This window comes from Nitrosopumilus maritimus SCM1 (genome assembly GCF_000018465.1).
Lineage (GTDB): Archaea > Thermoproteota > Nitrososphaeria > Nitrososphaerales > Nitrosopumilaceae > Nitrosopumilus > Nitrosopumilus maritimus.
Map to the genome: position 1 here is coordinate 440,890 of NC_010085.1, position 24,523 is coordinate 465,412.

A 24,523-nucleotide genomic window follows, 5' to 3' on the forward strand; every position below is an offset into this window, starting at 1 on the left:
CAAAATTACTCTCTCATATTGAGCAATTCTAAACTGTTCTCAGATGCCAAAAAAGTAATTCCTTCAGGCGTCAATAGTCCTGTAAGATACTTTGAACCATATCCATTTTTCACAAAAAAAGCAAATGGTGCATACATTTGGGATGTAGACAATAGAAAATTAATCGATTTTTGTAATGGTTATGGTGCTCTACTTTTAGGACACAGAAGAAAGGAGATTATTAATTCTGTTTCAAAACAATTAACCAAAGGTACTCTTTACTGTACTCCTACTGAAGGAGAAACTGAACTTGCAAAATTAATCATTGGTAATTTCCCATCAATTGACAAAGTTCGATTAATGAACACTGGTGGTGAAGCAACAATGACTGCAATCCGATTAGCTCGTGGATTTACAAAAAAGAAAAAGATAATCAAATTTGAAGGATGTTATCATGGTGCTCATGATTCTGTTTTAGTAAAAGCTGGATCTGGTTCAGCACACAATGGAATTTCAGTTTCTGATGGTGGATTAGATGAAGTATCAAAGAATACTTTGGTGGTACAATATAACAACATTGAAGATTTACAAAAAACAATTCAGAAAAACAAAGACATTGCAGGAGTTATTGTTGAACCAATTCTTGCTAACATGGGACTGATTTTACCTGAGAAAAATTTCTTATCTGATTTAAGAAAAATTACTAAAGAAAATAACATTCCACTAATCTTTGATGAAGTCGTCACTGGATTCAGAGTTGCCCCTGGTGGTGCACAAGAACACTTTGGAATAAAACCTGACATTACTACAATGGCCAAAGCATTAAGCAATGGATTTGCAATTTCTGCAGTTGGGGGCAAAAAGGAGATAATGGATTTACTTTCTCCAGGTGGTAAGGTCTATCAAGCAAGCACCTTTGCAGGCAATCCAATATCAGTTAGTGCTGCAATTGCATCAATTAAGACCATAAACAAACTCAAAAACAAACTATACTCTAAACTTGAGAGATTCAATCTTCTATTTTCTACTGCCCTTGATGATATGGCAACTGACATGGGAATTCCTCATCAAATCAACTTTACAGCCTCAATGTTCCAGATTTTCTTTACAAACAAGCCTGTTACAAACTATGAAACATCAAAGAAGGCAAATGCAAAGAAATTCCAAAAATTATTCCGTACACTACTCAAAAAAGGGATATTCATTGCACCTTCTCAGTTCGAAGTAGTCTTCTTGTCTGATGCACATACTGAAAACGATCTAAACAAGACCCTTGATGCATATCATTTAGCACTAAAATCGGTGAAAAATTGAAGTACATTGTAGGGGCTAGAGGAAGTCAATTATCAGTTGCTCAAACAAACTTGGTAATTGCAGAGCTGAAAAAAGCACATCCCGATACAGAATATGAAATTAAAACAATTACAACAAAGGGGGACACTGATAGTAGACCATTATTTACAATAGACCAAAAAGGAATTTTTGAAAAAGAGATTGATAGAGCAGTTGCACAAAAAGAAGTTGATTTTGCAGTACATAGTCTAAAAGATGTTCCATCTGAACTAGACGATAACTTGGTATTAGCTTGCATTCCTAAACGAGAAACAGTCAATGATGTGTTTATTTCTCCAGACGGTTCCACTCTTGATTCTATAAAACCTGGTTCAGTAATTGGCACAAGTTCACTTCGAAGAGCAGTCCAAGTATCACGAAAAAGACCTGATGTTACAGTAAAGCCAATTCGTGGAAACATTGAAACTCGAATCAAAAAAGCATCTGGAGAAAACTATGATGCAATCGTTCTTGCAAAGGCAGGAATTTCTAGATTGGGAGTTGATGTAAAGTATACTGAATTATCAACTGATGATTTTTCTCCATCTCCTGGTCAGGGGGCAATTGCTATTGTTGCAAGAGCAGATGATTCTAAAACAATTGAGATGCTCAAAAAGATAGAAGATCCTGATTCTCGTTTAGAAATAGAAGCAGAGCGTGCACTTTCTGACTTTGTTGATTCTGGTTGTAGATTCCCTGTTGGTGCATATGCAAAGTCTAATGGTTCTGAGATGACTTTGACTGTAACAGCATTTTCTGTTGATGGAAAGCAATTTCTTCACGTAAGTAAAACTGGCGATAAAAACAATCCAAAATCTCTTGGTCAAAGTGCAGGAGAAGAATTACGTGAGAAGGGAGTAAATGATCTTGCATTAAATTGGAGAGAAAAAGTGGAGGAATGGAATAAGACATGACAGGAAAAGTGTATCTTGTTGGAGCAGGACCTGGTGACAGTAAACTAATCACACTTCGTGCAGTTGAACTATTGAAAAAAGCAGACGTTGTATTGTATGATAGATTGGTAAGCAAAAAAATCATCTCAATGATTCCAAAAAAGACCAAAAAAGTCTATGTTGGTCGTGCAGTAGGTGATGATACCACTCATCAAAATACTACAAATGATTTGATGGTAAAATATGCAAAATCAAAAAAGAATGTTGTTAGACTAAAGGGAGGAGATCCTATAATCTTTGGACGTGGCGGAGAAGAAGCAGAATTTCTTAAAGAAAACAAGGTAAAGTACGAAATCGTTCCAGGTATCACTTCTGGAATTGGTTCTGCCACTTATGCTGGAATTCCACTCACTCACAGAAAACATGCATCATCAGTAGTCTTTGTAACTGGTCATGAGGATCCTGAAAAGAAACAAGAAATTGTAAAGTGGAAACGACTTGCAAAGTCAGTAGATACTATCGTAATTATGATGGGATTATCTAGAATCAATATTATCTGTAAACAACTCATTGCAGGTGGAATGGATAAAAAAACACCTGTTGCAGTAATTCAAAACGGAACTACTCCTAAACAAAAAATGATTAAAGGAACTGTTACAAACATTGCAAAAAAAGTCAAAGAAAATAAAATAACTCCTCCTGCTAATATTATCATTGGAAATGTTGTTGATTTGTCAGAAACTATTGGGTGGAAATGATGCTTGATGGAAAGACTATAGCAATCACTCGTTCATCTGATGATGCTTCTGAATTTATCTCTCTTGCAGAACAAACCAATGCAACACCAATAGCCTTACCGACAATTGAACTTGTTAGTAAGGGTGAGAAAATTGTTGATGAGTTTCTGGATTCTGTAGAAACATACAATCCTGATTATTCTGTTTTTATGAGTTCAAAGGCTGTGAAACTACTCTTTGATACTGCAAAAGAATCAGGAAAACTAGAAACCCTTCAATTGGCAATTGCAAATACCATTGTAATCTCTGTTGGTCCAAAAACAACCATTGCTCTTGAAACACAAGGCATCAAAGTTAATCATCAACCTGAAAAAACATTCTCTTCTGTAGGTGTTGGAGAATTATTTACGCAACTCAATGCAGTTGGGAAAAAAGTTATAGTGCCTAGAAGTGGTGCATCTACACCATTTCTCAAAGAATTACTAAACAAAATTGGAATAGATGTATCTGAAATTCATCTCTATGACGTATGTGCATTTAGAGATACATCTCAATGGAATGGATTTAGAGAATTATTCTCACAAAACAAAGTTGATGGTGTGGTGTTTACGAGTGCATCCTCAGTTCGAGGATTCTTTGAGATAATGACTAAAGATTATGATGAAAATTCTTTATTAGATAATCTAGCCAAACTTTCTGTAGTTTCCATCGGACCATTCACTTCTGATGAATTAAAGAAATTCAAAGTTAAGAATACCGTTGCTGAGGTTCATACTGTTGCGGGTGCCTTTGAAGCAATGAAAAATACTCTTACCATTGCATAATTAATGATCAAATTCTAATACTTTGAAATTCCTTTCAAATCATGGAGTATGAAATTAAAAAGAAGATCCATATCACATGTCCTCATTGTGAAAAAGCAATAGAGACTGAAATTGAAATCGAGCTAGAAATCGAAGAGAAGAAAAAGAAAGACAAGAAGAAAGATAAGAAAAAAGACAAGAAAGAAAAGAAAAAGGATAAGAAAAAATCAAAAAAGAAATCAAAGAAATAATCTAAACCTGAAAAATTTAGCTCATCCTATTTAGCTCTGCCTATTTTTCCTCATGTATTTATAATATAACGGGGTTATTTCGCTCATGGCAACTGAAAACCTTGACATGGATTATTCAAAATATGATTTTAAGGACTCTACAGAAATGTATGTCCACCTTAGCAAGAAAGGCCTGACTAAGGAAACTGTAATCGAAATCAGTAAAATGAAAGATGAACCACAATGGATGCTTGATTTTAGATTACGTTCTTACGAAGTCTTCATGAAAAAACCAATGCCAACTTGGGGTGGAGATCTTAGTCTAATTGATTTTCAAAATATCTACTATTATGCAAAAGCATCTGAGAAAACAGAAAAGAACTGGGATGATGTTCCAGAAGATGTCAAAAACACTTTTGACAAATTAGGAATTCCAGAAGCTGAAAAGAAATTCTTAGCAGGTGTTGGTGCACAATACGAATCAGAAGTTGTATACCACAGCTTAAGAGAAGATTTAGCAAAACAAGGTGTTCTCTTTTTAGATACTGACGCAGCTCTAAAAGAACATCCTGAACTTTTCAAAAAATACTTTGGAAAAGTTATTCCTCCAGAGGATAACAAATTCGCAGCACTAAACAGTGCAGTTTGGAGTGGTGGCTCATTCATCTACGTTCCACCTGGTGTCAAAGTTGACATGCCACTTCAAGCATACTTTAGAATTAATGCTGAAAACATTGGTCAGTTTGAAAGAACATTGATTGTTGTTGATGAAGGTGCAGATGTACATTACATTGAAGGTTGTACTGCTCCTGTTTACTCTTCAGAGTCATTACACTCTGCAGTTGTTGAACTAGTTGCACACAAAGATGCACATCTAAGATATACAACAATCCAAAACTGGAGTAACGATGTCTACAATCTTGTAACAAAACGTGCTTATGCATATGAAGGTGCAACAGTTGAATGGATTGATGGAAACATTGGAAGTAAACTTACAATGAAATATCCTGGAGTCTACCTTATGGGCGAACGTGCTTATGGTGAAACACTATCTATTGCATTTGCAGGCAAAGGACAACACCAAGACACAGGCGCAAAAATGGTTCACATGGCACCAAACACTACCTCTAAAATTACATCCAAATCCGTAAGCAGATTGGATGGTCGTTCAACTTACAGAGGATTACTAAATGTAGCAAAAGGTGCTACCAACGTAAAGTCTACTGTAAGATGTGATGCATTACTCCTTGATGACACATCAAAGACTGATACTTATCCATACATGGAAATCAATCAAGAAGATGCAACAATTACTCACGAAGCAACAGTTGGAAAAATTGGAGATGAACAAATCTTCTATCTGATGAGTAGAGGATTTTCTGAAGAAGAAGCATTATCCCTAATTGTTAATGGTTTCATGGAACCATTTACAAAAGAACTTCCAATGGAATATGCAGTTGAGTTAAACCGTCTCATCAAACTTGAGATGGATGATTCTGTAGGATAGTCCTATTGGTTGTGGTAAAATGTCTCAAGAAACACTATCTAAAATTGATGAATCTCACATCAATGAAATCTCTTCATCAAGAAATGAACCTGATTGGTTGAAAGATTACAGAAAAGATTCTCTTTCAATTTACTCTACTCTTCCAATTGAGATGTCTCCACTTTACAACAAATACACTGATGCAAAAAGACTAAATCCTGAAAAAATATCCATTGCATCTTCTACCAAAGACACAATTCCAGATTTTCTTCAAAAAAGACTAGGTGAATTAGAAAATGAAATTTGTATTATTCAAATCGGAACTAACATTCACAAAATCAACCTTCCTGATGATCTAAAATCTAAGGGATTAGTGATTTCTTCTATCTCTGATGCAATTCAAAATAACTCTGAACTTGTAAAAAAAGCCCTAGAGGCATCAAATTCTAATGATGACAAGTTTACAGCCTTGAATAACGCTGCATTTAACTCTGGAGTTTTTATCCATATTCCAAAAAACTTTGTTTTAGAAAAACCAATTCACTTCTTGTCTTGTTTGTCTGATGATGGATTATCTACAATCTCTAGAAATGTGATCTTTGCAGATGAAAGTAGTAAAGCATCCATTGTTCAAGAATTATACTCTCCAAAGACTGAAACTCAACAAGCATATCTTGAATTACTCAACACAAATGTTGCTGCAAATGCAGAACTAAGCCTTACAACTTTACAAATGATGGATCAAAACTCTGTTAACTTTTCTACTAGGAGAACTGATTTGGCACAAGACGCTACTGTAAATTGGTATTCTGGCCTATTTGGTTCTGTATTGTCTAGATACAAAATTGATTACTATCTTAATGGAACTGGTGCATCTTCAAATGAATCTGAAGTTGTATTTGGAAATAATGATCAACATTTCGATATTCAAACAAACATGAATCATCAAAGTCCTGCAACTGAAGCCAGAGTTGTAGAAAAATCTATTCTTAAAAACAGATCAAAATCCCTCTTCAAAGGAATGATCAGAATTAAAGAAAATGCCGCAAAATCAAACTCATTTTTGTCAGGTCGTTCTATTCTCTTAGATAAGAATGCAAAATCTGATGCAATTCCAGGACTTGAAATTCTAACAAACGATGTTAAAGCAACTCACTCTGCATCTGTTGCACAAATTGATGAAGAACAAATCTTCTATCTGAAAAGCAGATGTTTGAGCCACGAGGAGGCTGAAAGAACTATTGTTGAAGGCTTTTTGGAGCCATTATCAAGAAAAATGTCTTTCCAAGTAAGAGCCTGGATTGCATATCTTATTGAATCCAAATGGGAAAACCGTGAATTAACAATTAACACTGATGAAGAACTAGCAAAATTCGTTGAGATTGAAGAGACAAGATACAACGAAGATGCTGAAATTGAACAACACTACAAATACAGATAGGTGAAACTAGAACTTGCAAAGTACTCAATCTTCATTTGAAAACTTAAGAAAAGATTTTCCAATCCTTGAACGAACTGTTAGAGATAACAAACATCTAGTTTATCTTGATAATGCATCTACTACACAAAAACCAAATCAAGTAATTGATGCTATTACTGATTACTATCAAAATCATAATGCAAATATTCACAGAGCAGTTTATGCTCTAGCTGAAGAAGCAACAGAAGCTTATGAGAAAACAAGAGACAAAATTGCAAATTTTGTTAACATTAAAGACAGACAAGAAATTATCTTTGTTAGAGGAACCACTGAAGCAATTAATCTAGTTGCATATGCATGGGGTAGACCTCACATTAGTGAAGGTGATATTATTGTCACTACTGAATATGAACACCACAGTAACATTGTTCCATGGCAACTTCTTACACAAGAAAAACGTGCCAAACTAGAATACATTGGAATGGATGACAATGGTGAATTGATTCTAGATGATCTTGATAAACATCTTGCAACAGGTAAAGTGAAACTTGTTACATTTAGTCTAATGTCAAATGTACTTGGTACAATTACTGATGCCAAAAAAATTATTGAAAAATGTAAAGCTGCAGGCGTTCCTACTTTAGTTGATGGTGCTCAGGCAGTTCCTCACATGAAAGTTGATCTTGAAGATTTAGACTGTGATTTCTTTGCATTTTCAGGCCACAAAATGTTAGGTCCAACTGGAATTGGTGTTCTATGGGTCAGAAAATCAGTTCTCAATACAATGAGCCCCTTCCATGGTGGTGGTGACATGATTCGTGAAGTTCACAAGTATGAGACTACTTGGAATGATTTGCCTTACAAATTTGAAGCAGGAACTCCTAACATTGCAGATGTTGTTGGATTTGGAGCTGCAATTGATTATTTGACTAAAATTGGAATGGACAATATTCGTGAACATGAAATTGAACTAACAAAATACGCTATGGAAAAGCTTTCTAATATTAAAGGACTACAAATCTATGGAACTAAAGATGTCTCAAAACGTGGTGGCGTCATCTCATTTAATTTTGCAGATGTGCATCCTCATGATGTAGCACAAATTATTGATGAAGAGGGAATTGCATTGCGTTCTGGTCATCACTGTGCACAGGTATTGATGGAGAGACTAAATGTAGCTGCTACTTCAAGAGCAAGTTTCTACATTTACAATACTAAAGAAGACATTGATGTACTAGTTAATTCATTAAATACTGTGGCAAAGGTGTTCAAGTTATGAGTAGTAATGCAGACATTTACCATGAAATGATTGTGGATTATTCACGAAATCCTGTAAATTATGGTGAGATAGAAGATCATGATGTAACATTTCATGATGCAAATCCATTATGTGGTGATAGTATTGACATTGATATGAAAATTGATGACGACAAAGTTACTGATATCAAATTCCATGGTAAAGGATGTGCAATTTGTATGGCATGCTCTTCAGTTTTAACTGAAATCACTAAAGGCAAAAGTCTTGAAGATGTAAAAAACATCGAAAAAAATGATGTTCTAAGCGAATTAGGGTTGGAACACTTGCAAGCAGTCAGAATCAAATGTGCTCTGCTTTCTCTAAAGGTACTCAAATCTGCTCTGTACACATATCTTGCAAAACATCTTGAAAGTTCAGAGGATGTAGATAAATTAAAAGAAGAGGCAGCAAACCTGTACTAGTATGAGTTTTACGCCTAAAATCCCAGTTGAACTTCAAATTAGAAAAATTATCTTTGAAAAATTCAATGAGGTAGACACTATTTTTACAAATGATTCTATTTTTGAAATTCTCAAAGAGAATGGTGATATTGACCCTTCATGGATAATTGATGATATCGAATCTTTTGTCAATAACCTTTGTGATTCAGGTCTTGCAAGAAATGTTGCTCAGAATTTTACTACCATCCATCTCAAATTGTTTGATGAAGTTGAAAAACTACATTGTAATGCTTGTAATCAAGATGTGTTTCTTGCAAAATCTGAGGACAGAGTCTGTCCAAACTCTTCATGTAAATCCACTATTTAGATTGGTGTCTTGTTCTAGCATCTTCTAATGCTTTTATCATTGGCAATTTTTCACCTGTAAGATAGAGAACTAATGCCCCACCTGCAGTACTGATATGATTAATTTTTTCTGCCAATCCTTGCTGTTTTAATGCGGTTGTCAAGTGACCTCCACTAACAATTGTTGTTGCCATTGAATTTGCTACTGCAGTTAATAATGATTTTGTTCCATAACTGAAATTTTCTTTTTCAAAAAATCCTGCTGGTCCACTGATAAACACAGTTCCTGCACCTGCAATTAATTTTGAATAATATTCTACAGTTTTTGGACCTAAATCAAAAATCTTATCTCCTTTACCCATCTCTCTTACATCCATCTCTACTCTTTCACCATCTTTGTCAATTGCAATGTCCACTGGTGTTGCAAATACATCTGGATGTTCTCCTATCAATGTGTGAGCTTTTGCAACAACTTCTTCTTCTCTTTTGATTCCAAGTGATGATTTTACTCTGGCTTGTGCTCGCATGAACACATTTCCAATTAATCCTGTTAGTAAGACGTGATCTGCTCTACCGTTTTGAATAAGTAATTTGATTGCCTCAAGCCTATCTGGAACTTTGGATCCTCCTAAGACTATTACATGTGGTGCTTTTGCCACAGTCATGATTTCATCTAGGTTTCTGACTTCTCTTTCTACAATTCTTCCTGCACATGCAGGTAGTACTTGTGGGAATCCAACGATTGATGGGTGTGATCTGTGTGCACTAGGAAATGAATCTAACACACATAGATCAAACAACTTTGCTAATCGAGTAACCATGATTGTTTTAGATGCATTCTCAGGGGTGAACTCATAATTTTCTTCAGCACATAATCTGAGATTGTCTAAAAGTAGGATGTCTCCATCTTCTAAATTTTTAATTGCATTTTGTGCAGCTTCTCCAATTACGTCTTCAACATATTTTATTTCACGATTCATTAATTTTTCAAGAACTTTTGCATGTTTGTCCATTCCAGTATAATCATTATTTCCAACTCTTCCCTGATGTGATGCAACAACTACTTTGGCATCTTTTAGTGATTGTAGTGTTTCTATGGCTTCTTCAATTCTTTTAGTCCCTGAAATCTCCATTGTTTCTGGGTCGATTGGACAGTTCATGTCCACTCTTAAAAAAACAGTTTTACCTTTTAAATCAAAATCATCTAGTGTGAGTACCTTCACGCCTTTTCTATTATGCACTTGGTTAAATTCTTTGAGCCGATCAGAATTATTCTGTTAACTCTAATTTCAAAAATAATGATTTCCAAAACTTATCTATTGACAAAAATTAAAAGATGTGTATATGGAGTTTGATTAATTGCAAAGTTGGCTTTTTGATATCAGGTCTCGTTCATTTGTATTACTGACAATTTTATTTTTGATTTTAACTTGGTTAGTCTATTCTGGAATTACTGAAAGTTTTGATCAAAGTATAACTTTGTTTTTCGCTGAAAATGTTGGAAATCCTACCCTTGACATCGTAATGCAGTATATCACAGAAAGTGGCGATGTCTTTAACATGCTGGTATTTGGAATTGTCATGTTAATTATTCCAAAAACTCGAAGGATAGGAATTACTCTTATGATATTGATTGTATTATCCACCCTTCTAACTGGATACATAAAATGTGGAATTGACCGTGATAGGCCTGATTTTGATTATGAGGGTGTAGAATTCCCTGTAGAAATTAGCCGTGATACCTTTGCTTTGTTCTGTGAGGGTGGATTTGATGCATCATACCCATCTGGTCATGCTGCTAGGGCCGTGATATTTGGAATTATTTTGGGATATGCTTTGTCTGAGCGGTTCCCACGAGGTGCTTACTTAATGCTTTTGTATCCTGTAATGATCTCATTGAGTAGAGTCTATGTTTTACAACACTATCCTATGGATGTGATAGGCGGAACAGTTATTGGAATTATGTTAGCTGGTGTTATGGCAAACAGAACAAAACTTTACAAAATTTTTGATAAATCAAAAACCTAATTCTGTTAATGCAGTATTGCTAATCAAAACTATTGCATAATGGTCATCATCATGATGATATGTCCAATACCTCACATCTCGAATTTCATTTTTCTGTCTTAACCCATGAGTTACTCCTGTAGTCACTGTATACCCAATTCTTTTCGCAATCTTTGATTCTTTTGGCATCAAAACTCTAAATCCTTCATTTTTTCCTTGAAATCCAATACTTACCATATCTTCAACTGCATTTGATGCATCTTTCTCATCTTTGAGATCATATGTTTTTGAAACTGGCAAGTCTTTTGGATGAAAATCCATGATAATTGTCAGATATATTGACTAATATTTTTTAAAAAAATGCTATTTGCGATCAATATTAGTTAATTTTCTTAACTGACAAGTCAAATCCTGATTATATTAACAACTTAATCGACTCTTTTGATTTGTTTGAATCATTGGCATCATTAGAAAAAACAGTTTTGCAATTGCGAAAAAAACAACAAGAAGCAACTAAGCTAAGAAAAAGAGCAGAAAAACAACTCAAAGAAGTTCTTTCAGCTCAAAGACGTTCTACTTCTGGTCTTAACTCTATTGACCGAAAAATAGAATCTGAGAGAGAGGATGTTTCAGACGTTTCAGGTGTTTTGAATCAAAAAAATTCCCAATTAGCAAGTATTGAAAGATTAGTTCAGGCTGCTGAAGAGCGTTTATCTAGAGAAAAAGAAGCTATTGAACAAACTGAACAGGAAATCGAGTTTTCTGAAAATCCTGAGGAAAAACAATACGCAGAGTCCAGATTACGCTCACTACGAGACCATGTTGAAGAATTAACTAATGAGATTAAAAGTAGACAAAAAACTGCCAAAAAAATTGCTGAAGATGTTACTAAATTTGATAGTATAAAATCCAAAATTTCAACTAAAATACAAAAACAATCACAATCAAAACCATCCTTACGTGAAACAATGATTTCTAGTAAAAAAGCAGCAGAAAAATTTGTCAAAGAAGTAGAAAGACGAACAAAATCTGAAGAATCTGCAAAGAAAACATTGGAAAAAGCTTCTTCAAAATTAAAAGAATTGTTGGCTAAGAGAAAAACTGCAACTAAAAAGAAAGCAACAAAGAAGAAAGCAGCTAAAAAGAAACCAGCAAGAAAAACTGCAACTAAAAAGAAAGCAACAAAGAAGAAAGCAGCTAAAAAGAAACCAGCAAGAAAAACTGCAACTAAAAAGAAAGCAACAAAGAAGAAAGCAGCTAAAAAGAAACCAGCAAGAAAAACTGCAACTAAAAAGAAAGCAACAAAGAAGAAAGCAGCTAAAAAGAAACCAGCAAGAAAAACTGCAACTAAAAAGAAAACAACAAAGAAGAAAGCAGCTAAAAAGAAAACTAGACGTTAAAGAAAAATAGTTTCTCTTTACTTTCCTATAACATTAAAGTAGGTTTTATGTGAATTTTTACAATGAAAAAACGAGGACCAATCATTGCTATATCTGGAATAGTTTTAGTGATAATTTCTCTTTCAATTGCTGCTTCTGCAATTCCTACTAATGTTACTGGCCCTGGTGATTTCTTTGTATCTTCATTATTTGAAGAAATGTTTGATGAAATTTCTAATGAAATTCACATTATGCCTCAAGATTCTGCACATTTTTCTTACACAACATATTCTTCCGACGTCCCAATTTTGTGGGGAATTCAAATCATTGATTATCAGGCTGGTGATGAATTATCCATAACAATTTCAAATATTTTTGGTGATGATTATGGAACATTCATTCAAAATGAACCTATTCTTTTTGAAGTATTACAAATATCTCAATCTGATACATTAAATCTTGAAATCGAAAATTTAGGTGCTCGTGATGTTACTATCATCACAATGTTTTCTGAAGATCCAGAAAACTCTGAATCCTTTACAAATCCTGATTCTCCTGTTATGAGTATGGTTGTACCCTTGATGGTTTCTGGTATTTTGCTTGTTTTAGGGATCACTGTTTCAATAATTGGTGTAATTGTAGTGTTAGTAGATCTGAAAAACAAATATGATAATAAAAGAAATTATTGAGGATTTACTTCCATCTGACCAAATTTGCCTTTTGTTAGGGATACTTCACCTTTGAACTCATTGGTATATCCATTTGTGATTACGACAACATCTCCAACATTTACTGCTTTGATATCATCTCCCCACAATGTCAATTTCATTTGGTCATCTTCAGTTTCACCATCAGCAATAACTGCATCGCAGACATCTACTGTACCTCCACTTTTCAGATTAACAGTTCTTGGGTCTCCTTTGCTTTTTACTTCGGCTTTAGCATTTATTCCACTTCGCATTTTCTTTACTTGTGAAATTGGTATGAATTCTGCCATGTATTTTTGAATCTATTACGCACGATTATAAGCTTTGTTAAAATTTCTTCAAATTGATAGATCATTTTGAAATTTTTCAAAATAGTAATCGAAAAATACTGCTCTTTATCCATTCTCATTGCAGAGATATCGAAGCCCGGTCAACCGAGAGGGACTCAAGATCTTCCAAATAGGAAATCCCTTCTCTCAGGAGTTCGTGGGTTCAAATCCCACTCTCTGCACTAAATTTTACATAAAATTGTAAATTTTTGAAATTAAGCAACTAATGCTTTGACTTTACTCACAGAATGTTCTGAAATTTGTTTGTGCATTTCTGCCAAACTTTCGTCCTTGAAAGTTAGATTGCATCTAAAACATTTCCAAACCATCTCAGACATGCCTAACAATAGGCATAATTTGCTTATAAAGATATTGCATGATTGATCCAATTTGTTACAATACCTGATCATTCTTTTGAAAAAGATGTAATTTTTTTAATTTTTTAGATCACAATAGAATTTTTTTGTGACTAAACCATAATCCAAGGGTTTAGAAGCAAAAAACACTGCATATTCTTTGAAAGATGGTAGATATTTTCGAATTTTTTGCAGAATTTTCCTATTTTGGAATTTTTCTTGTGCTGATTCTCGTAAATGCATCTCCAATTTTGATGCCTCCAAGCTGGATTGTTTTAACATCATTTTATCTTCTTGATCCTAGTCTGAATATTGTATTTCTTGCAATGGTTGGTGCTACTGGTGCTACCATCGGTAGATTTTTTCTCAAAAAGATCAGTGGATTATTTAGAAAATTTGTTGGAGAAGAACAAAAATCCAATCTTGACATAATTGGTGATTATCTTAATCACAAAAAATATGGTTATCTCCTTGCATCGTTCCTCTTTGGTGCAACACCTCTACCAAGCAATATGTTATTCATCACATACGGGTTAATGCGTGCAAAAAGTATTGGAATCTATATTGGATTTTGGTTTGGTAGAACTATTTCTTACATCATAATGATTTATTTTGGCAATGCCGTTTTGCAACCATTCTTAGAAATCTTTGAAGACCGTCTAACTGGAATCTTACTAATTGATGGTGTGGGAATTGGAGTGATTGTTCTCTTTGCGTCTATTAATTGGACAGTATTAATTACTCAGAGAAAAATTAAATTCGTTAAACCAAAAATATGGAGATTCTAAATGAAAGTTCTCGAATTACTCAAAAAAGATGTAAAAAAAATAATGGAAAATGATCCTGCTCATGACTTTGAACATATTATGAGAGTTTACAAAAATGGTCAGAAAATTTGTAAAAAAGAAAAAGCAAATGAAAAACTTGTTTTGAGTGCTGCACTTCTACATGATATTGTCTCTTACCCAAAATCTGACAAACGTTCCAAGATGTCTTCTATTGAAAGTGCAAAAAAATCAAAACAAATTTTAAAAAAATATGATTTTGATGAACATGAAATTACTATAATTTCAGACGCCATTCGTGATCATAGTTTTTCTCAAAAGAAAATCCCCAAAACCATTGAGGGTAAAATTTTACAAGATTCTGATAGACTTGATGCTTTAGGTGCAATTGGAATTGCTAGAGTTTTTGCTACAGGTGGTTCTTTGAAGAGACCCTTTTACAATATTGATGACCCGTTTTGTAAAAATAGAATTCCTGATGATAAGACCTGGACTGTTGATCACTTCTTCCAAAAATTACTCAAACTTGAATCTCTAATGAATACAAAATCTGGTAAAATAGAAGCAAAAAGAAGAACGAGAATTCTAAAAGAGTATATAAAACAACTAAAACAAGAAGTTTAACCATAATCGACGTATCTGTCGTATCTCTTCTCTATCTCTTTATTCAAACCTGAAATTATCTTCTCATATTCTTCATTTTTTCTAAAATCAATATACTTGCGAATTGCATCAAACTCTTCATCTTGTGGATATGATTCAAAGACTGGCTCTACCATCTTTAGATATTGTAGAGTTTTCTCACGAAACTCTTCTCTTGTTGGTTTTTTGATTCCTTTCATCCTAAATTCAACTGATGCCCAACTTGCCCCAATTACGTGTGGGAGTAAATCAAATGCCCTTTGAATCTCGTAACGCTCGTCGTTTCTCATGATTCTTGCATGAATTTTGCAGCAGATTTTGCAAAATAAGTAACAATCATGTCTGCCCCTGCTCTTTTAATGGAAGACAAGATCTCATCAGTGACCTCATTTTCATTTACATATCCTAATTGTGAAGCTGCTTTTACCAATGCATATTCTCCAGAAACGCTGTATGCAGCTACTGGAATATTGAATCTTCTTCTTGTTTCAGATATCAAATCCAAATAAGATAATGCTGGTTTTATCATAACAATGTCTACTCCTTCATTAATGTCAGTTTCAACTTCCATCATTGCTTCTCTTGCGTTGGTGTAAGGCATTTGGTATGTTTTTCTATCTCCGAATTCTGGAGCACATGCTGCTGCATCTCTAAAAGGTGAATAAAAATTTGAACGATGTTTTGCAGCATGAGACATTATTGAAACATCTGAGAAACCTTCATCATCTAATGCATTTCTTATTGCTGCAACTTGACCGTCCATCATTGCTGATGGTGATGATGTATCCATTCCAGCTTTTGCTTGGCTTACTGCTGTTTTTGCTAAAAGTTCAAGACTTGCATCATTATCGACTTTATTGTTAGAAATAACTCCACAATGTCCTGTAGATGTAAATTGACATAGACAGGTATCTGCCATAATTACTATTTTGTCTCCAAAATTCTCTCTAACTTGAGAAATTGCCTTTTGTACAATCCCGTTATCGTCAAATGCTGATGAACCTGTTTCATCTTTGTTACTAGGAATTCCAAATAACATGATTGCAGGAATTCCTAAATCACTAATAGTTCCAACTTCGTCTGTGACATCGTCTAAAGGAAGTCTTTCAATTGATGGCATTGATTCAATTTTGATTCTAGTTTTTATGTCCTCTTGAACAAAAATTGGACAAATCAAATCACTTGGAGACAGTCTAGTCTCTTGAACTAATTCTCTCATCTTCTCTGATGTTCTTAGTCTTCTTAGACGTCTAGTAGGAAATGACATATTCCGAATTCTCTTTTGGTAAAATATAATCTTAGTCAGCCTGTTCTTGTTTTTTATAGTCAAAGAGCTTGCTTGCCAAGTCAACTACCTCTGGATTACCTTGCTCGGATGCTTTTCTGATATTGTTCATTGGTGTTGAAACAATACTCTCTACTACTGCTTTGGTTAATTCATCAATAATTTTGATTCTTTTCTCATCTTTTTCATCTAACATCTGAAGTGCTTTTTGTAACTCTTTTTCTCTAAGTGATTCAATATTCTTGAATACATCTTTTACTAATGGTTCTGCTTCTAGTCTTTTCATCGAGGCTTCTAATACAGATACTTCTTCGTTAATTATACTTTCAACGGTTTTGACCTTGTTTAATCTAGCATTCATGTTCTTTTCAACCATTTCTGCAATTTGATCAAGATTCATCAGTTTTATTCCACCTATGGTTGCAACCTTCTCATCTACTGTTCTTGGATTTGATAAATCCAAAATCATCATGCCTTTGTTTTTATCTTTCATTGCTTCTGTAATTCGTTCATATGTTACAAGAAAATATGGTGCGGTTGTTGCAACAAAAATTACATCATAATTGTCAAATCCTGAAAGAATTTCTTCAAATTTAACTGGGGTTCCTCCCATTGTTTCACAAAATGTTTCTGATCTGCTAAGTGTTCTACTGGTAACATCAAATGCATAACCTCTTCTCTGTAATGATTTTGCAACTAATGTGGATACTTCTCCAGTTCCAATCAATAATGTCTTTTTTGTTTTTAATTCATCAATGTTTTCTTCTGCAAGCTTTACTGCCATTGAACCAACTGAAATTCCCCCTTTACCAATCCCACTATTGTTTCTGATTCTAGTTCCTATTCTGATTGCTTTGTCAAATAATGTGTTAAGATGCTGACCTGATGCTTTTCTTTCTCTTGCAGATGTGATAGAATTTTTAATTTGACCCAAAATTTGTTCTTCTCCTAGTACCATAGAATCCAAACCTGATGTTAATTTCAATAAATGGTGCAAAGCATTTTGGTTCTCTTCAACTTCCATGTTTTCATCAAAAACTTGCTCTTCTAATCCTGCTAGTGATGCCCATGTCTTCTTTATCTTGTCTACTTCTTGACTCTTTGATTTTCCAAATAATTCAATTCTATTGCATGTTTGAATTATGACACACTCATCCAATCCTGAATGTTTTTTGAATTGGTCATATGCCTCTTCAATATCTTTTATTGTAAATCGTTCTAAAATATGGATTGGTGAATTACGAAAAGTTACACGTGCATTAATGATGTTTTGACTCATTTCCAATTCCTCACTATTGTAATGGCTCTTTTTTCAGCTTTTTTCATTTGACTGTCTTTTATTAACTGATCAATCTCATTATCAGCCATGATACTGCGAAGACATGCTTTTCGTTCTGTTGGAGTGGGAATCTTCTCTTTTGCAGCACCTCTTGCGATCTTTTGAATTTTAATTTGACCAATGTCTTCTTTTGTGATAATTTTTCTAAAGAGTTCTTCAGATTTTCTTTTGAGTTTTTTTGACATTGCAGGACTTCGACCTCCAGTAAAAATTGCAATCTGAATCATTTTTTCAAAATCAATTATAGCTGGATTTGAAAAGTCACTCTCATCTGGATTATCTGAACTATATGTGATAATTTTTTTCTTTTTTCCTATATTGATGATTTTTTGATTAAGTTTTTTGTCATCAGTAGTTGTAATGATGATGTCTGGTTTGAGTTTAGAAATGAATTTTGTATCTTGAATATTTTGTTTTTTTAATTGAATTTTCTTTGATTTTACAAGTCTGCTAATTTGTGGAGTTACTTTATTACTAATTACTATGATATTGCACTTTTCTTTTATCAGAGAATTGATTCTTTTTTGTGCCTCATTACCACCTCCAATCACAATCACTGATTTTCCTTGAAGGTTCAGGTCTACTATCATCGATCAAAAACCTTTCGATTTCTATTTATGTATTAAAATCCTGTTTATGCATCCAGCTACATTTTTAATTGAATGAGAGTGTGTTTGTCATATGACCTCTATGGATGAATTAGACAAAGAACTTCTAAATGAAATCCAGTGGACATTTCCTCTTGTCACTAGACCATTTGATGCAATTGCAAAAAAATTCAATACTACTCCTGAAATTGTAAAAGAACGTCTTAATCAACTAAAAGAAATCGGTGTGTTGAGACAACTTAGTGCAATTTTTGATACTAGAAAACTGGGTTACACTAGTTCATTGGTTGCAATGGAGATTGAACATGACAAATTGGAATATGTTGCAAGTCAAATTAATCGTCACCCTGGTGTTAGTCATAACTATGAACGTGATCATCAATTCAATCTTTGGTTTACTTTGGCTGTTCCTCCTGGATCTGATTTGAAAACAGAACTTGATAAATTCAATGTCTTAAAAGGAATCAAAAAAGTACGAATGCTTCCTACCTTACAGTTATTCAAAATTGGTGTAAAACTTGACATGGTTGATGAAAAAAAACATGATGTTGCTCCAACTGAAGAAAAGAAAGAAATCAAGAATGTAAAATTTGAACCAACTGAAGAAGACAAAGACTTCATCCGTGAATTACAAAAAGATATGGATGTTATCGATGAACCCTTTGTCAAAGCTGCAAATAATCTTGGAATGACTGAAAATGAATTATTTGAAAAGATGAAACATTATGAAGAGATTGGTGTGATGAGAAGATTTGCTGCTATCTTAAGACATAGACAAGTTGGATTTACTGCAAACGGAATGATTGTTTGGAAGGTACCTGAAGATAAGATTACTGATGTTGGAGCACAACTAGGTGCATTTCCTCAAGTAAGTCATTGCTATGAGAGACCTACATACCCTGATTGGCCTTACAATGTCTTTTCTATGATTCATTGTAAAACCCATGATGAAGCAAATGAAATGGCAAAAACTATTCAGGATCAAATCCATGTTGATGACTACAGAATTCTCTTTAGTTCTCGTGAATTCAAAAAAACACGTGTTGAATATTTTGTTGAGAATTCTTTCTCATTAGAAGAAACAGTTCCTGCTTCCTAAATCTCATTTTCATCATGTCCTACGACATGAATTGTGCAAAAATACTGGTCATTCATGTTACAGTAGAATGATGAATTTTTACCGCATTCTTTGCAAGGTGGTTTTTCATCATGTTCTGATAGTTTAGTATGGTAAATCTTACTTCTACTTGTGATTGCTGAATCCTTGTAAATTCTTGTCAGGTTGGTATAGTATTCTAATTCTCCTTGATTCAAAGGACCATCTTTTTTTATTTTTTTGATAATTACTTCCCATTTTTTATATTCGCCTATTTTGGCAAGCTTCATTCTTTCTATAACTTCTAGAGTTTTTTGAGAATCTATTGGAAAATCCATTTGTACACTAGTTTACTTGTGGTGTTGCCTTTAGTTCGTATTCAGGCCATGTGTTGTACAAGTCATCAATTTCTTTCATATCTGAAGAACTCAAATATTTTCCATCAGAAATTGCTGCAAACATTTCAATCTCTTCTTCACTTACAACAGTTGGTAATACTGATGCAATTTTGTTTTTTGACAAGATGAATTTAATTGCAAATTCTGTAATGTTTAATCCGTTTCTTTCTGCAATTGGTCTGAATTGTTCTACTTTTTCTAGTGCTGATTTTCTCCATTCTACTTTTCTATCTTTTCTGTGGTCATTTGCTGGAATTACTGTATCTGCCTTTACTTTTCCAGTTAAAATCCCTGATGCGTCTGGAACTCTAACAAGAATTCCTACGTCTTGTTGCTCTGCTTTCTGAATTAACTCATTACCTGGAGTTTGTTCTAAAATATTGTAAACTGTTTGAATTGATGATACACTTTTTCTATCCATTGCTTCTAGTCCTTCTTGAGTCCATCCAATTGCTGGACCAAGTGCAACTTGGGCTGCTCTGATTTTTCCTTCATCCATTAATTCATCAATGGTGTTAAAGGTTTCATCATTTCTAACATGATGTAATTTTGGATTATGCAATCCTAATGAATCAAGATAGTCTGTTTGTAATCTTTCTAAACATGCATCAACTGCTTTTCTTGTATATTCTGGACTGTAGTCCTGTGGTAATTCTGCATGTCCAATTTGTTCAACATCTGAAAAATCGTAACCATATTTTGTTGAAATTACTACCTCATCTCTCATTCCTTTGAATACTTCACCAATTAGTCTCTCACTTTTCCCTTTACCATACATGTCTGCTGTTTCAAAATAATTAATTCCCAAATCATATGCTTTTTTTAGCATTCTTTTTGCTTCATCTTCTTCAACTTTCTTTCCCCACCAATCTAATGCAATACTCCATGCACCAAAACCTATCTCTGAAACTTCGATTCCACTTTTGCCTAGTTTTTTGTATTTCATCTTTTACACCTTGATTTTAAGAGATATTTGAAATTTCTTCATTTATGTTTATCCGCAATTTGCACCTTTGAAATTCTAACCTAGACTGGAAATTAATGGCACAATGTCCTTTTTGATACATACAATCATAGGAATGTCATTTTTTACGTATGTTGAAACTTGAGTTTCTCTCAAATCCATTATCAAATCTTGAAAGTCTCTAACATTGTCTACCTCAAATGCTAGCATGAAATCTTCATCATGTATTCCAAAAGAGTATGTTGTGTTTAGAATTACTTGTGGGTATTTTTTACTCACTTCAATATGTTCATCCATTATCTCTTGTCTTTTTTCTTGAGGTAAGAGATACCATTCACGAGTTTTTGTAAATGGATAAACTATGACGTGTTTCTTTGGATCCATTCCTGTAACGAATCCATGTTCTTTCCCTTGTCCTTTAACATAGATTGATGGTCTTGAACATGATAGATATGTCCTAGATGGAATGATGTATTTTCCAAAAACTGTTTTGTATAATTTTTCTATCGCCTTTTGAATTTCTTCTAATGAACTTCCAACAAACCATAATAGAAAGTCTGCATCATCTCTTAATCCTAAATTAGAATATGCTCTGTATTTTATTCCTGAATTTTTTAAAATATTTTCAACTTCTTTTGCAGATTCTTCTTTTGCCAAATCTGCCATCCATCTCCATTTAGGATCAACTTTGAAAAATGAGAAATTGAAATAATATTGTTCATTATCTTCTGACATGTTCTGTACAATTTGAAAACCCTATTTAAACAAAAACTAGATTTTCTGTTGTGAAATTTCTAAAATTTGATTTATGCAGTTTGTTCTAAAACCCAATCATATCCTTCTGATTCGAGTTTGTCTGCAAGAGATGCATCTCCTGTTTTGAGAACTTGACCTCTTGCAAATACGTGAACATAATCAAGTTTGTCTAAGAATTTTAGAATTCTTGCATAGTGTGTAATGACAATTACTGTTGCATCTTTACCTGAAACTTGACTGATTGCTTTTGCAACTGCTTGAACTGCGTCAATATCTAAACCAGAATCTGGTTCATCTAAAATTGAAATTTTTGGTTTTAATACTGCCATCTGTAAAACTTCTGCTCTCTTTTTTTCTCCTCCAGAGAAACCCTCGTTAAGGTATCTTGAAAGGAACTCTTCTTTTAGTCCAACTTTTTCTAGATTTTCTTTAAGATATTTTTGAAATTCTCTTACTGTGATGAACACTTCTCTATCATCACCTTCAAGTGCTTTACTTAGAGAATTGTAAGCTGTTCTAAGAAAGTGAGAGAAACCTACACCAGAAACTTCTGTTGGGTATTGGAATCCTAAGAATAATCCTTTCTTTGCTCTTTCATCTGCAGTTAATTCTAAAATGCTCTCACCATCTAACAAAATATCTCCTTGTGTAACTTCGTATTTTGGATGTGCAAGTAATGTGTAAGCTAGCGTACTTTTTCCTGAACCGTTAGGTCCCATAATGGCATGAACTTCTCCAGGACCTGTTTTCAAATTAACTCCTTTGAGTATTTCTTTTCCTTCTCTTGTTACATGAAGGTCTTTAATCTCAAGAACTGCCATGTTGCAAAATGTTTTGTTTCTATATATAATACAGACGAAATTTAGCTGATCCTAACGTGTGTTTTTGATAATAAAATGAAAAGAGGGGGGGGGGGTGTTAATATTTGGCCAGAGATGGTCTCAAAGTAATTTTGAGTTTGTAATTTGTTAGAATCTCTTTACATCTATTTCTGATAGTAACTTCAGTTACTCCTGCAATGCTTGAAACGTCTCTTTGGAGTACGTTTTGACCAAGCAGGACTGATGACACATACAGGTATGCTGCAGCAATTCCATTTGGAGCCTTTCCATCAGCAATACTACTGTCTTTTGTTTTTTCTGCAATTTCCAAGGCTAGTCTCTCTACTCTAACCTCAGTTTGTGTCATGTTTGCTATCTTTGAGATGTATTTGTCCATAGTTACTACTGGAGCAGTTAGTTGTCCCATTTCCATAACCATGGTTCTGTAGTATCTTGCTGCAAGTTTTGTTTTTGATTTTACGTCTTTTGGTGGACAAATTCCACGAATAATTTCTTCTAGTGATCTTACTACATCACATTGTTTGCATGCCATGTAAATTGTAGCTGCTGTAATGCTTACTACTGATTTTCCCTTCACATCAACATGTCCGTCCAAGTTTCTGTATATCATAGAAGCAGTCTCCAACACATTTTTTGAAAGACCTAGACCGTCACATGTTTCTCCCATTTTTGTTAAAACATTTGCAAGTCGTCTCTCTTTTGGTGAGGATACTCTTACTCTTTGTTGCCACTTTCTGAGATTGTGCATTTGGTTTGCAACTTCGTGGTTGATTGTTTTTCCACTAAAGTCCTTTGTACTAATTGCTATCTCAGTCGTAATTCCCAAATCGTGTTGGGAATATGTTGTTTGTCCGGTTGCTCTTGCTAATTTCATCTTGTCTTCAAGATTCGAACTAATTGTTTCTGGACCATAATCTGCTACTTGATCTGCGACTACTACACCGCAACCAGAGCAGATTAATTCACCATTCTGCATGTCATTAACTACTGTTGCTTGACATTCAGGACAGTTTTGTTCTTCTAGTGCGTTCATTTTTTTCTTCTCCTAAATTTTTTCTTTGAATTGTCAGGAGAATGTTCTGTTGCGAAAACACTTTTGCCAATGTATCTTTTGATGTTGTTTGTTAACGGAGTTGCGGATGCAAATGGTCTCCTTACTGGACCAATTAATTCCATTACTTTCGCAACTCTAGTTCCCTTCTCGTCGCAGAGTATTTGTCCTTCAACCAATTTGTTAGATAGTTGAATGATTACCCTACCACTACCGGCTAGGTGCATTATTTCGCCTACCTCCTGCAATTAAAAACACTAATCATGATATTCTTATCATAGACTTCTGTCAACTTTACTTTAGCTAAGAGCTAGATTTGATTTTATTTTGATTGTTTGGACCTTTTTGCAACAAGTTTTTCGGAAATTTTGTTAAGAATTTTTGTCTTGGAGGATCCTTTTGGCAAAACAACATACCCTGACCTAACAAATGGTCTTTTTGGAAATCTTACTTTGTCATCTGATTCTGTAATTTCAAATCCTGCAGCTTTTGCAGCATCTGTCAATTCTTTTAATGAAGGATCGAAAACACATTTTTCTAATCCTAGTCTTCTACCTTTTGATTTTTTTAAATTCTTGTTGAAATAATCCAACCAGATTACGATGTGTTCGTAATCTTTCATTTTATTCCTTTACTAAAATTGCGTTAACGATTCCGTTTTGTCCTGGTTTAGAAACTACTTTGCATTTACCTTCTTGTGTTTCTAGTATTGCACCTTTTGTAATAATGCCACGTCTTTTGTAATCATTGTTTGTTGTATTGTCTAACACTTTGAGAATTTTTGCTTTCTTTACTTTTGCATCTCCTGTTGCAAGATTAACAAAATCAATTGTCTTAACAGCTGTCTTTCTATTCTTTCCACGAACTGTTCTTGTTACTGTAACTTGAGCTCCTGTTACTGCTTCATTTGGATATCTATCAGTTTCATACTTTCTTCTAATTCTAAGTGGATGTCTTCTTCCTCCAGTTGTTTTACTGGTTGCTAAATTTTCTACTGATTTTCTCACGAAAACTGGTCCAAATTACTCTAATTTATACAAAACGCAAAAAATTAGG

The 24,523-nt window shown here is 33.9% G+C and carries 32 protein-coding genes and 1 tRNA gene; 17 read left to right on the forward strand and 16 right to left on the reverse strand.

Going from position 1 to position 24,523, the window contains the following annotated elements:
* The first annotated feature begins 15 nt into the window (after window positions 1-15).
* From hemL to NMAR_RS02670, 10 genes are all read left to right on the forward strand, one after another.
* The gene (gene hemL, locus NMAR_RS02625; protein ID WP_148680286.1) at window positions 16-1,293 is read left to right on the forward strand and encodes a glutamate-1-semialdehyde 2,1-aminomutase; all 1,278 of its coding nucleotides are present in this window, start codon (window positions 16-18) and stop codon (window positions 1,291-1,293) included.
* Window positions 1,290-2,225, forward strand: coding sequence for a hydroxymethylbilane synthase (gene hemC / locus NMAR_RS02630; RefSeq protein ID WP_012214874.1), 936 nt, complete (start codon window positions 1,290-1,292; stop codon window positions 2,223-2,225). Before hemL ends, hemC begins: the two co-directional genes overlap by 4 nt.
* Entirely contained in the window at window positions 2,222-2,962 is a 741-nt protein-coding gene (gene cobA, locus NMAR_RS02635; protein WP_012214875.1) for a uroporphyrinogen-III C-methyltransferase, read from the forward strand. Before hemC ends, cobA begins: the two co-directional genes overlap by 4 nt.
* Window positions 2,962-3,765: a uroporphyrinogen-III synthase gene (locus tag NMAR_RS02640; protein WP_012214876.1), complete on the forward strand. Its 804-nt coding sequence runs from the start codon at window positions 2,962-2,964 to the stop codon at window positions 3,763-3,765. Before cobA ends, NMAR_RS02640 begins: the two co-directional genes overlap by 1 nt.
* A 41-nt stretch (window positions 3,766-3,806) precedes the next feature.
* Window positions 3,807-3,995, forward strand: coding sequence for a hypothetical protein (locus NMAR_RS02645; RefSeq protein ID WP_012214877.1), 189 nt, complete (start codon window positions 3,807-3,809; stop codon window positions 3,993-3,995).
* 85 nt (window positions 3,996-4,080) lie between these two features.
* Window positions 4,081-5,481 carry a Fe-S cluster assembly protein SufB gene (gene sufB, locus NMAR_RS02650; protein WP_012214878.1) on the forward strand — a complete coding sequence of 467 codons (1,401 nt, stop codon included), beginning with the start codon at window positions 4,081-4,083 and terminating at the stop codon, window positions 5,479-5,481.
* 19 nt (window positions 5,482-5,500) lie between these two features.
* Window positions 5,501-6,901, forward strand: a complete 1,401-nt coding sequence (gene sufD, locus NMAR_RS02655; protein ID WP_012214879.1) for a Fe-S cluster assembly protein SufD — start codon at window positions 5,501-5,503, stop codon at window positions 6,899-6,901.
* Between the two features lie 13 nt (window positions 6,902-6,914).
* Window positions 6,915-8,159 carry a cysteine desulfurase gene (locus tag NMAR_RS02660; RefSeq protein ID WP_012214880.1) on the forward strand — a complete coding sequence of 415 codons (1,245 nt, stop codon included), beginning with the start codon at window positions 6,915-6,917 and terminating at the stop codon, window positions 8,157-8,159.
* Window positions 8,156-8,599 (forward strand): iron-sulfur cluster assembly scaffold protein, encoded by a 444-nt coding sequence (locus NMAR_RS02665; RefSeq protein ID WP_012214881.1) that lies wholly within the window; start codon window positions 8,156-8,158, stop codon window positions 8,597-8,599. Before NMAR_RS02660 ends, NMAR_RS02665 begins: the two co-directional genes overlap by 4 nt.
* Window position 8,600: 1 nt before the next feature.
* Window positions 8,601-8,945, forward strand: coding sequence for a hypothetical protein (locus NMAR_RS02670; protein WP_012214882.1), 345 nt, complete (start codon window positions 8,601-8,603; stop codon window positions 8,943-8,945).
* On the opposite strand, the gene NMAR_RS02675 is transcribed toward NMAR_RS02670, so the two are convergent.
* The gene (locus NMAR_RS02675) at window positions 8,938-10,164 is read right to left on the reverse strand and encodes a phosphoglycerate kinase (protein ID WP_012214883.1); all 1,227 of its coding nucleotides are present in this window, start codon (window positions 10,162-10,164) and stop codon (window positions 8,938-8,940) included. The two genes, NMAR_RS02670 and NMAR_RS02675, sit on opposite strands and share 8 nt — an antisense overlap.
* Window positions 10,165-10,282: 118 nt before the next feature.
* On the opposite strand from NMAR_RS02675, the gene NMAR_RS02680 reads away from it, so the two are divergent.
* Window positions 10,283-10,951, forward strand: coding sequence for a phosphatase PAP2 family protein (locus NMAR_RS02680; RefSeq protein WP_012214884.1), 669 nt, complete (start codon window positions 10,283-10,285; stop codon window positions 10,949-10,951).
* Here NMAR_RS02680 and NMAR_RS02685 read toward each other — a convergent pair.
* The gene (locus tag NMAR_RS02685) at window positions 10,940-11,251 is read right to left on the reverse strand and encodes a hypothetical protein (protein WP_012214885.1); all 312 of its coding nucleotides are present in this window, start codon (window positions 11,249-11,251) and stop codon (window positions 10,940-10,942) included. The genes NMAR_RS02680 and NMAR_RS02685 overlap by 12 nt on opposite strands.
* 137 nt (window positions 11,252-11,388) lie before the next feature.
* On the opposite strand from NMAR_RS02685, the gene NMAR_RS02690 reads away from it, so the two are divergent.
* Together NMAR_RS02690 and NMAR_RS02695 are read left to right on the forward strand one after the other, a co-directional pair.
* Window positions 11,389-12,330, forward strand: a complete 942-nt coding sequence (locus tag NMAR_RS02690; RefSeq protein ID WP_238523192.1) for a coiled-coil domain-containing protein — start codon at window positions 11,389-11,391, stop codon at window positions 12,328-12,330.
* Window positions 12,331-12,392: 62 nt separating this feature from the next.
* Window positions 12,393-12,998, forward strand: a complete 606-nt coding sequence (locus tag NMAR_RS02695; RefSeq protein ID WP_012214887.1) for a hypothetical protein — start codon at window positions 12,393-12,395, stop codon at window positions 12,996-12,998.
* Here NMAR_RS02695 and NMAR_RS02700 read toward each other — a convergent pair.
* Window positions 12,992-13,306: a single stranded DNA-binding domain-containing protein gene (locus tag NMAR_RS02700; protein ID WP_012214888.1), complete on the reverse strand. Its 315-nt coding sequence runs from the start codon at window positions 13,304-13,306 to the stop codon at window positions 12,992-12,994. The genes NMAR_RS02695 and NMAR_RS02700 overlap by 7 nt on opposite strands.
* Window positions 13,307-13,426: 120 nt before the next feature.
* Here NMAR_RS02700 and NMAR_RS02705 point away from each other — a divergent pair.
* Window positions 13,427-13,527 (forward strand) — tRNA-Leu (locus NMAR_RS02705).
* A gap of 33 nt (window positions 13,528-13,560) precedes the next feature.
* On the opposite strand, the gene NMAR_RS09990 is transcribed toward NMAR_RS02705, so the two are convergent.
* Window positions 13,561-13,683, reverse strand: a complete 123-nt coding sequence (locus NMAR_RS09990; protein ID WP_274377693.1) for a hypothetical protein — start codon at window positions 13,681-13,683, stop codon at window positions 13,561-13,563.
* Between the two features lie 185 nt (window positions 13,684-13,868).
* Here NMAR_RS09990 and NMAR_RS02710 point away from each other — a divergent pair, with 185 nt between their 5' ends.
* Window positions 13,869-14,489, forward strand: a complete 621-nt coding sequence (locus NMAR_RS02710) for a hypothetical protein (RefSeq protein ID WP_012214889.1) — start codon at window positions 13,869-13,871, stop codon at window positions 14,487-14,489.
* Window positions 14,490-15,110 (forward strand): HD domain-containing protein, encoded by a 621-nt coding sequence (locus NMAR_RS02715; RefSeq protein WP_012214890.1) that lies wholly within the window; start codon window positions 14,490-14,492, stop codon window positions 15,108-15,110.
* Here NMAR_RS02715 and NMAR_RS02720 read toward each other — a convergent pair.
* From NMAR_RS02720 to NMAR_RS02735, 4 genes are read right to left on the reverse strand one after another with little or no spacing between them, the layout of a single operon-like run.
* Window positions 15,107-15,418: a hypothetical protein gene (locus NMAR_RS02720; RefSeq protein ID WP_012214891.1), complete on the reverse strand. Its 312-nt coding sequence runs from the start codon at window positions 15,416-15,418 to the stop codon at window positions 15,107-15,109. The genes NMAR_RS02715 and NMAR_RS02720 overlap by 4 nt on opposite strands.
* Complete coding sequence (gene hemB / locus NMAR_RS02725) at window positions 15,415-16,395, reverse strand: porphobilinogen synthase (RefSeq protein WP_012214892.1); 981 nt, start codon at window positions 16,393-16,395, stop codon at window positions 15,415-15,417. The genes NMAR_RS02720 and hemB overlap by 4 nt, the downstream gene beginning before the upstream one ends.
* A gap of 31 nt (window positions 16,396-16,426) precedes the next feature.
* Window positions 16,427-17,692 (reverse strand): glutamyl-tRNA reductase, encoded by a 1,266-nt coding sequence (gene hemA / locus NMAR_RS02730; RefSeq protein WP_012214893.1) that lies wholly within the window; start codon window positions 17,690-17,692, stop codon window positions 16,427-16,429.
* Complete coding sequence (locus NMAR_RS02735; RefSeq protein ID WP_012214894.1) at window positions 17,689-18,342, reverse strand: precorrin-2 dehydrogenase/sirohydrochlorin ferrochelatase family protein; 654 nt, start codon at window positions 18,340-18,342, stop codon at window positions 17,689-17,691. Before NMAR_RS02735 ends, hemA begins: the two co-directional genes overlap by 4 nt.
* A gap of 100 nt (window positions 18,343-18,442) precedes the next feature.
* Between NMAR_RS02735 and ahbA the strand changes: the two genes are divergently transcribed.
* Complete coding sequence (ahbA, locus tag NMAR_RS02740; protein ID WP_148680287.1) at window positions 18,443-19,459, forward strand: siroheme decarboxylase subunit alpha; 1,017 nt, start codon at window positions 18,443-18,445, stop codon at window positions 19,457-19,459.
* On the opposite strand, the gene NMAR_RS02745 is transcribed toward ahbA, so the two are convergent.
* The 8 genes from NMAR_RS02745 to NMAR_RS02780 form a co-directional block, all read right to left on the reverse strand.
* Window positions 19,456-19,794 carry a hypothetical protein gene (locus NMAR_RS02745; RefSeq protein ID WP_012214896.1) on the reverse strand — a complete coding sequence of 113 codons (339 nt, stop codon included), beginning with the start codon at window positions 19,792-19,794 and terminating at the stop codon, window positions 19,456-19,458. The genes ahbA and NMAR_RS02745 overlap by 4 nt on opposite strands.
* Window positions 19,795-19,801: 7 nt before the next feature.
* Window positions 19,802-20,800 (reverse strand): aldo/keto reductase, encoded by a 999-nt coding sequence (locus NMAR_RS02750; protein WP_012214897.1) that lies wholly within the window; start codon window positions 20,798-20,800, stop codon window positions 19,802-19,804.
* 75 nt (window positions 20,801-20,875) lie between these two features.
* Window positions 20,876-21,553 carry a chlorite dismutase family protein gene (locus NMAR_RS02755; RefSeq protein ID WP_012214898.1) on the reverse strand — a complete coding sequence of 226 codons (678 nt, stop codon included), beginning with the start codon at window positions 21,551-21,553 and terminating at the stop codon, window positions 20,876-20,878.
* A gap of 71 nt (window positions 21,554-21,624) precedes the next feature.
* A complete protein-coding gene (gene sufC, locus NMAR_RS02760) occupies window positions 21,625-22,395 on the reverse strand; it encodes a Fe-S cluster assembly ATPase SufC (RefSeq protein WP_012214899.1) in 771 nt (256 codons plus the stop codon).
* A 97-nt stretch (window positions 22,396-22,492) separates the two neighbouring features.
* Entirely contained in the window at window positions 22,493-23,449 is a 957-nt protein-coding gene (locus tag NMAR_RS02765) for a transcription initiation factor IIB (RefSeq protein WP_012214900.1), read from the reverse strand.
* Window positions 23,446-23,715 carry an H/ACA ribonucleoprotein complex subunit GAR1 gene (locus NMAR_RS02770; RefSeq protein WP_148680053.1) on the reverse strand — a complete coding sequence of 90 codons (270 nt, stop codon included), beginning with the start codon at window positions 23,713-23,715 and terminating at the stop codon, window positions 23,446-23,448. Before NMAR_RS02770 ends, NMAR_RS02765 begins: the two co-directional genes overlap by 4 nt.
* 74 nt (window positions 23,716-23,789) lie before the next feature.
* Window positions 23,790-24,089, reverse strand: a complete 300-nt coding sequence (locus tag NMAR_RS02775; protein WP_012214902.1) for a signal recognition particle subunit SRP19/SEC65 family protein — start codon at window positions 24,087-24,089, stop codon at window positions 23,790-23,792.
* A 1-nt stretch (window position 24,090) separates the two neighbouring features.
* Window positions 24,091-24,474, reverse strand: a complete 384-nt coding sequence (locus NMAR_RS02780; RefSeq protein WP_012214903.1) for a 30S ribosomal protein S8e — start codon at window positions 24,472-24,474, stop codon at window positions 24,091-24,093.
* Window positions 24,475-24,523: the final 49 nt, after the last annotated feature.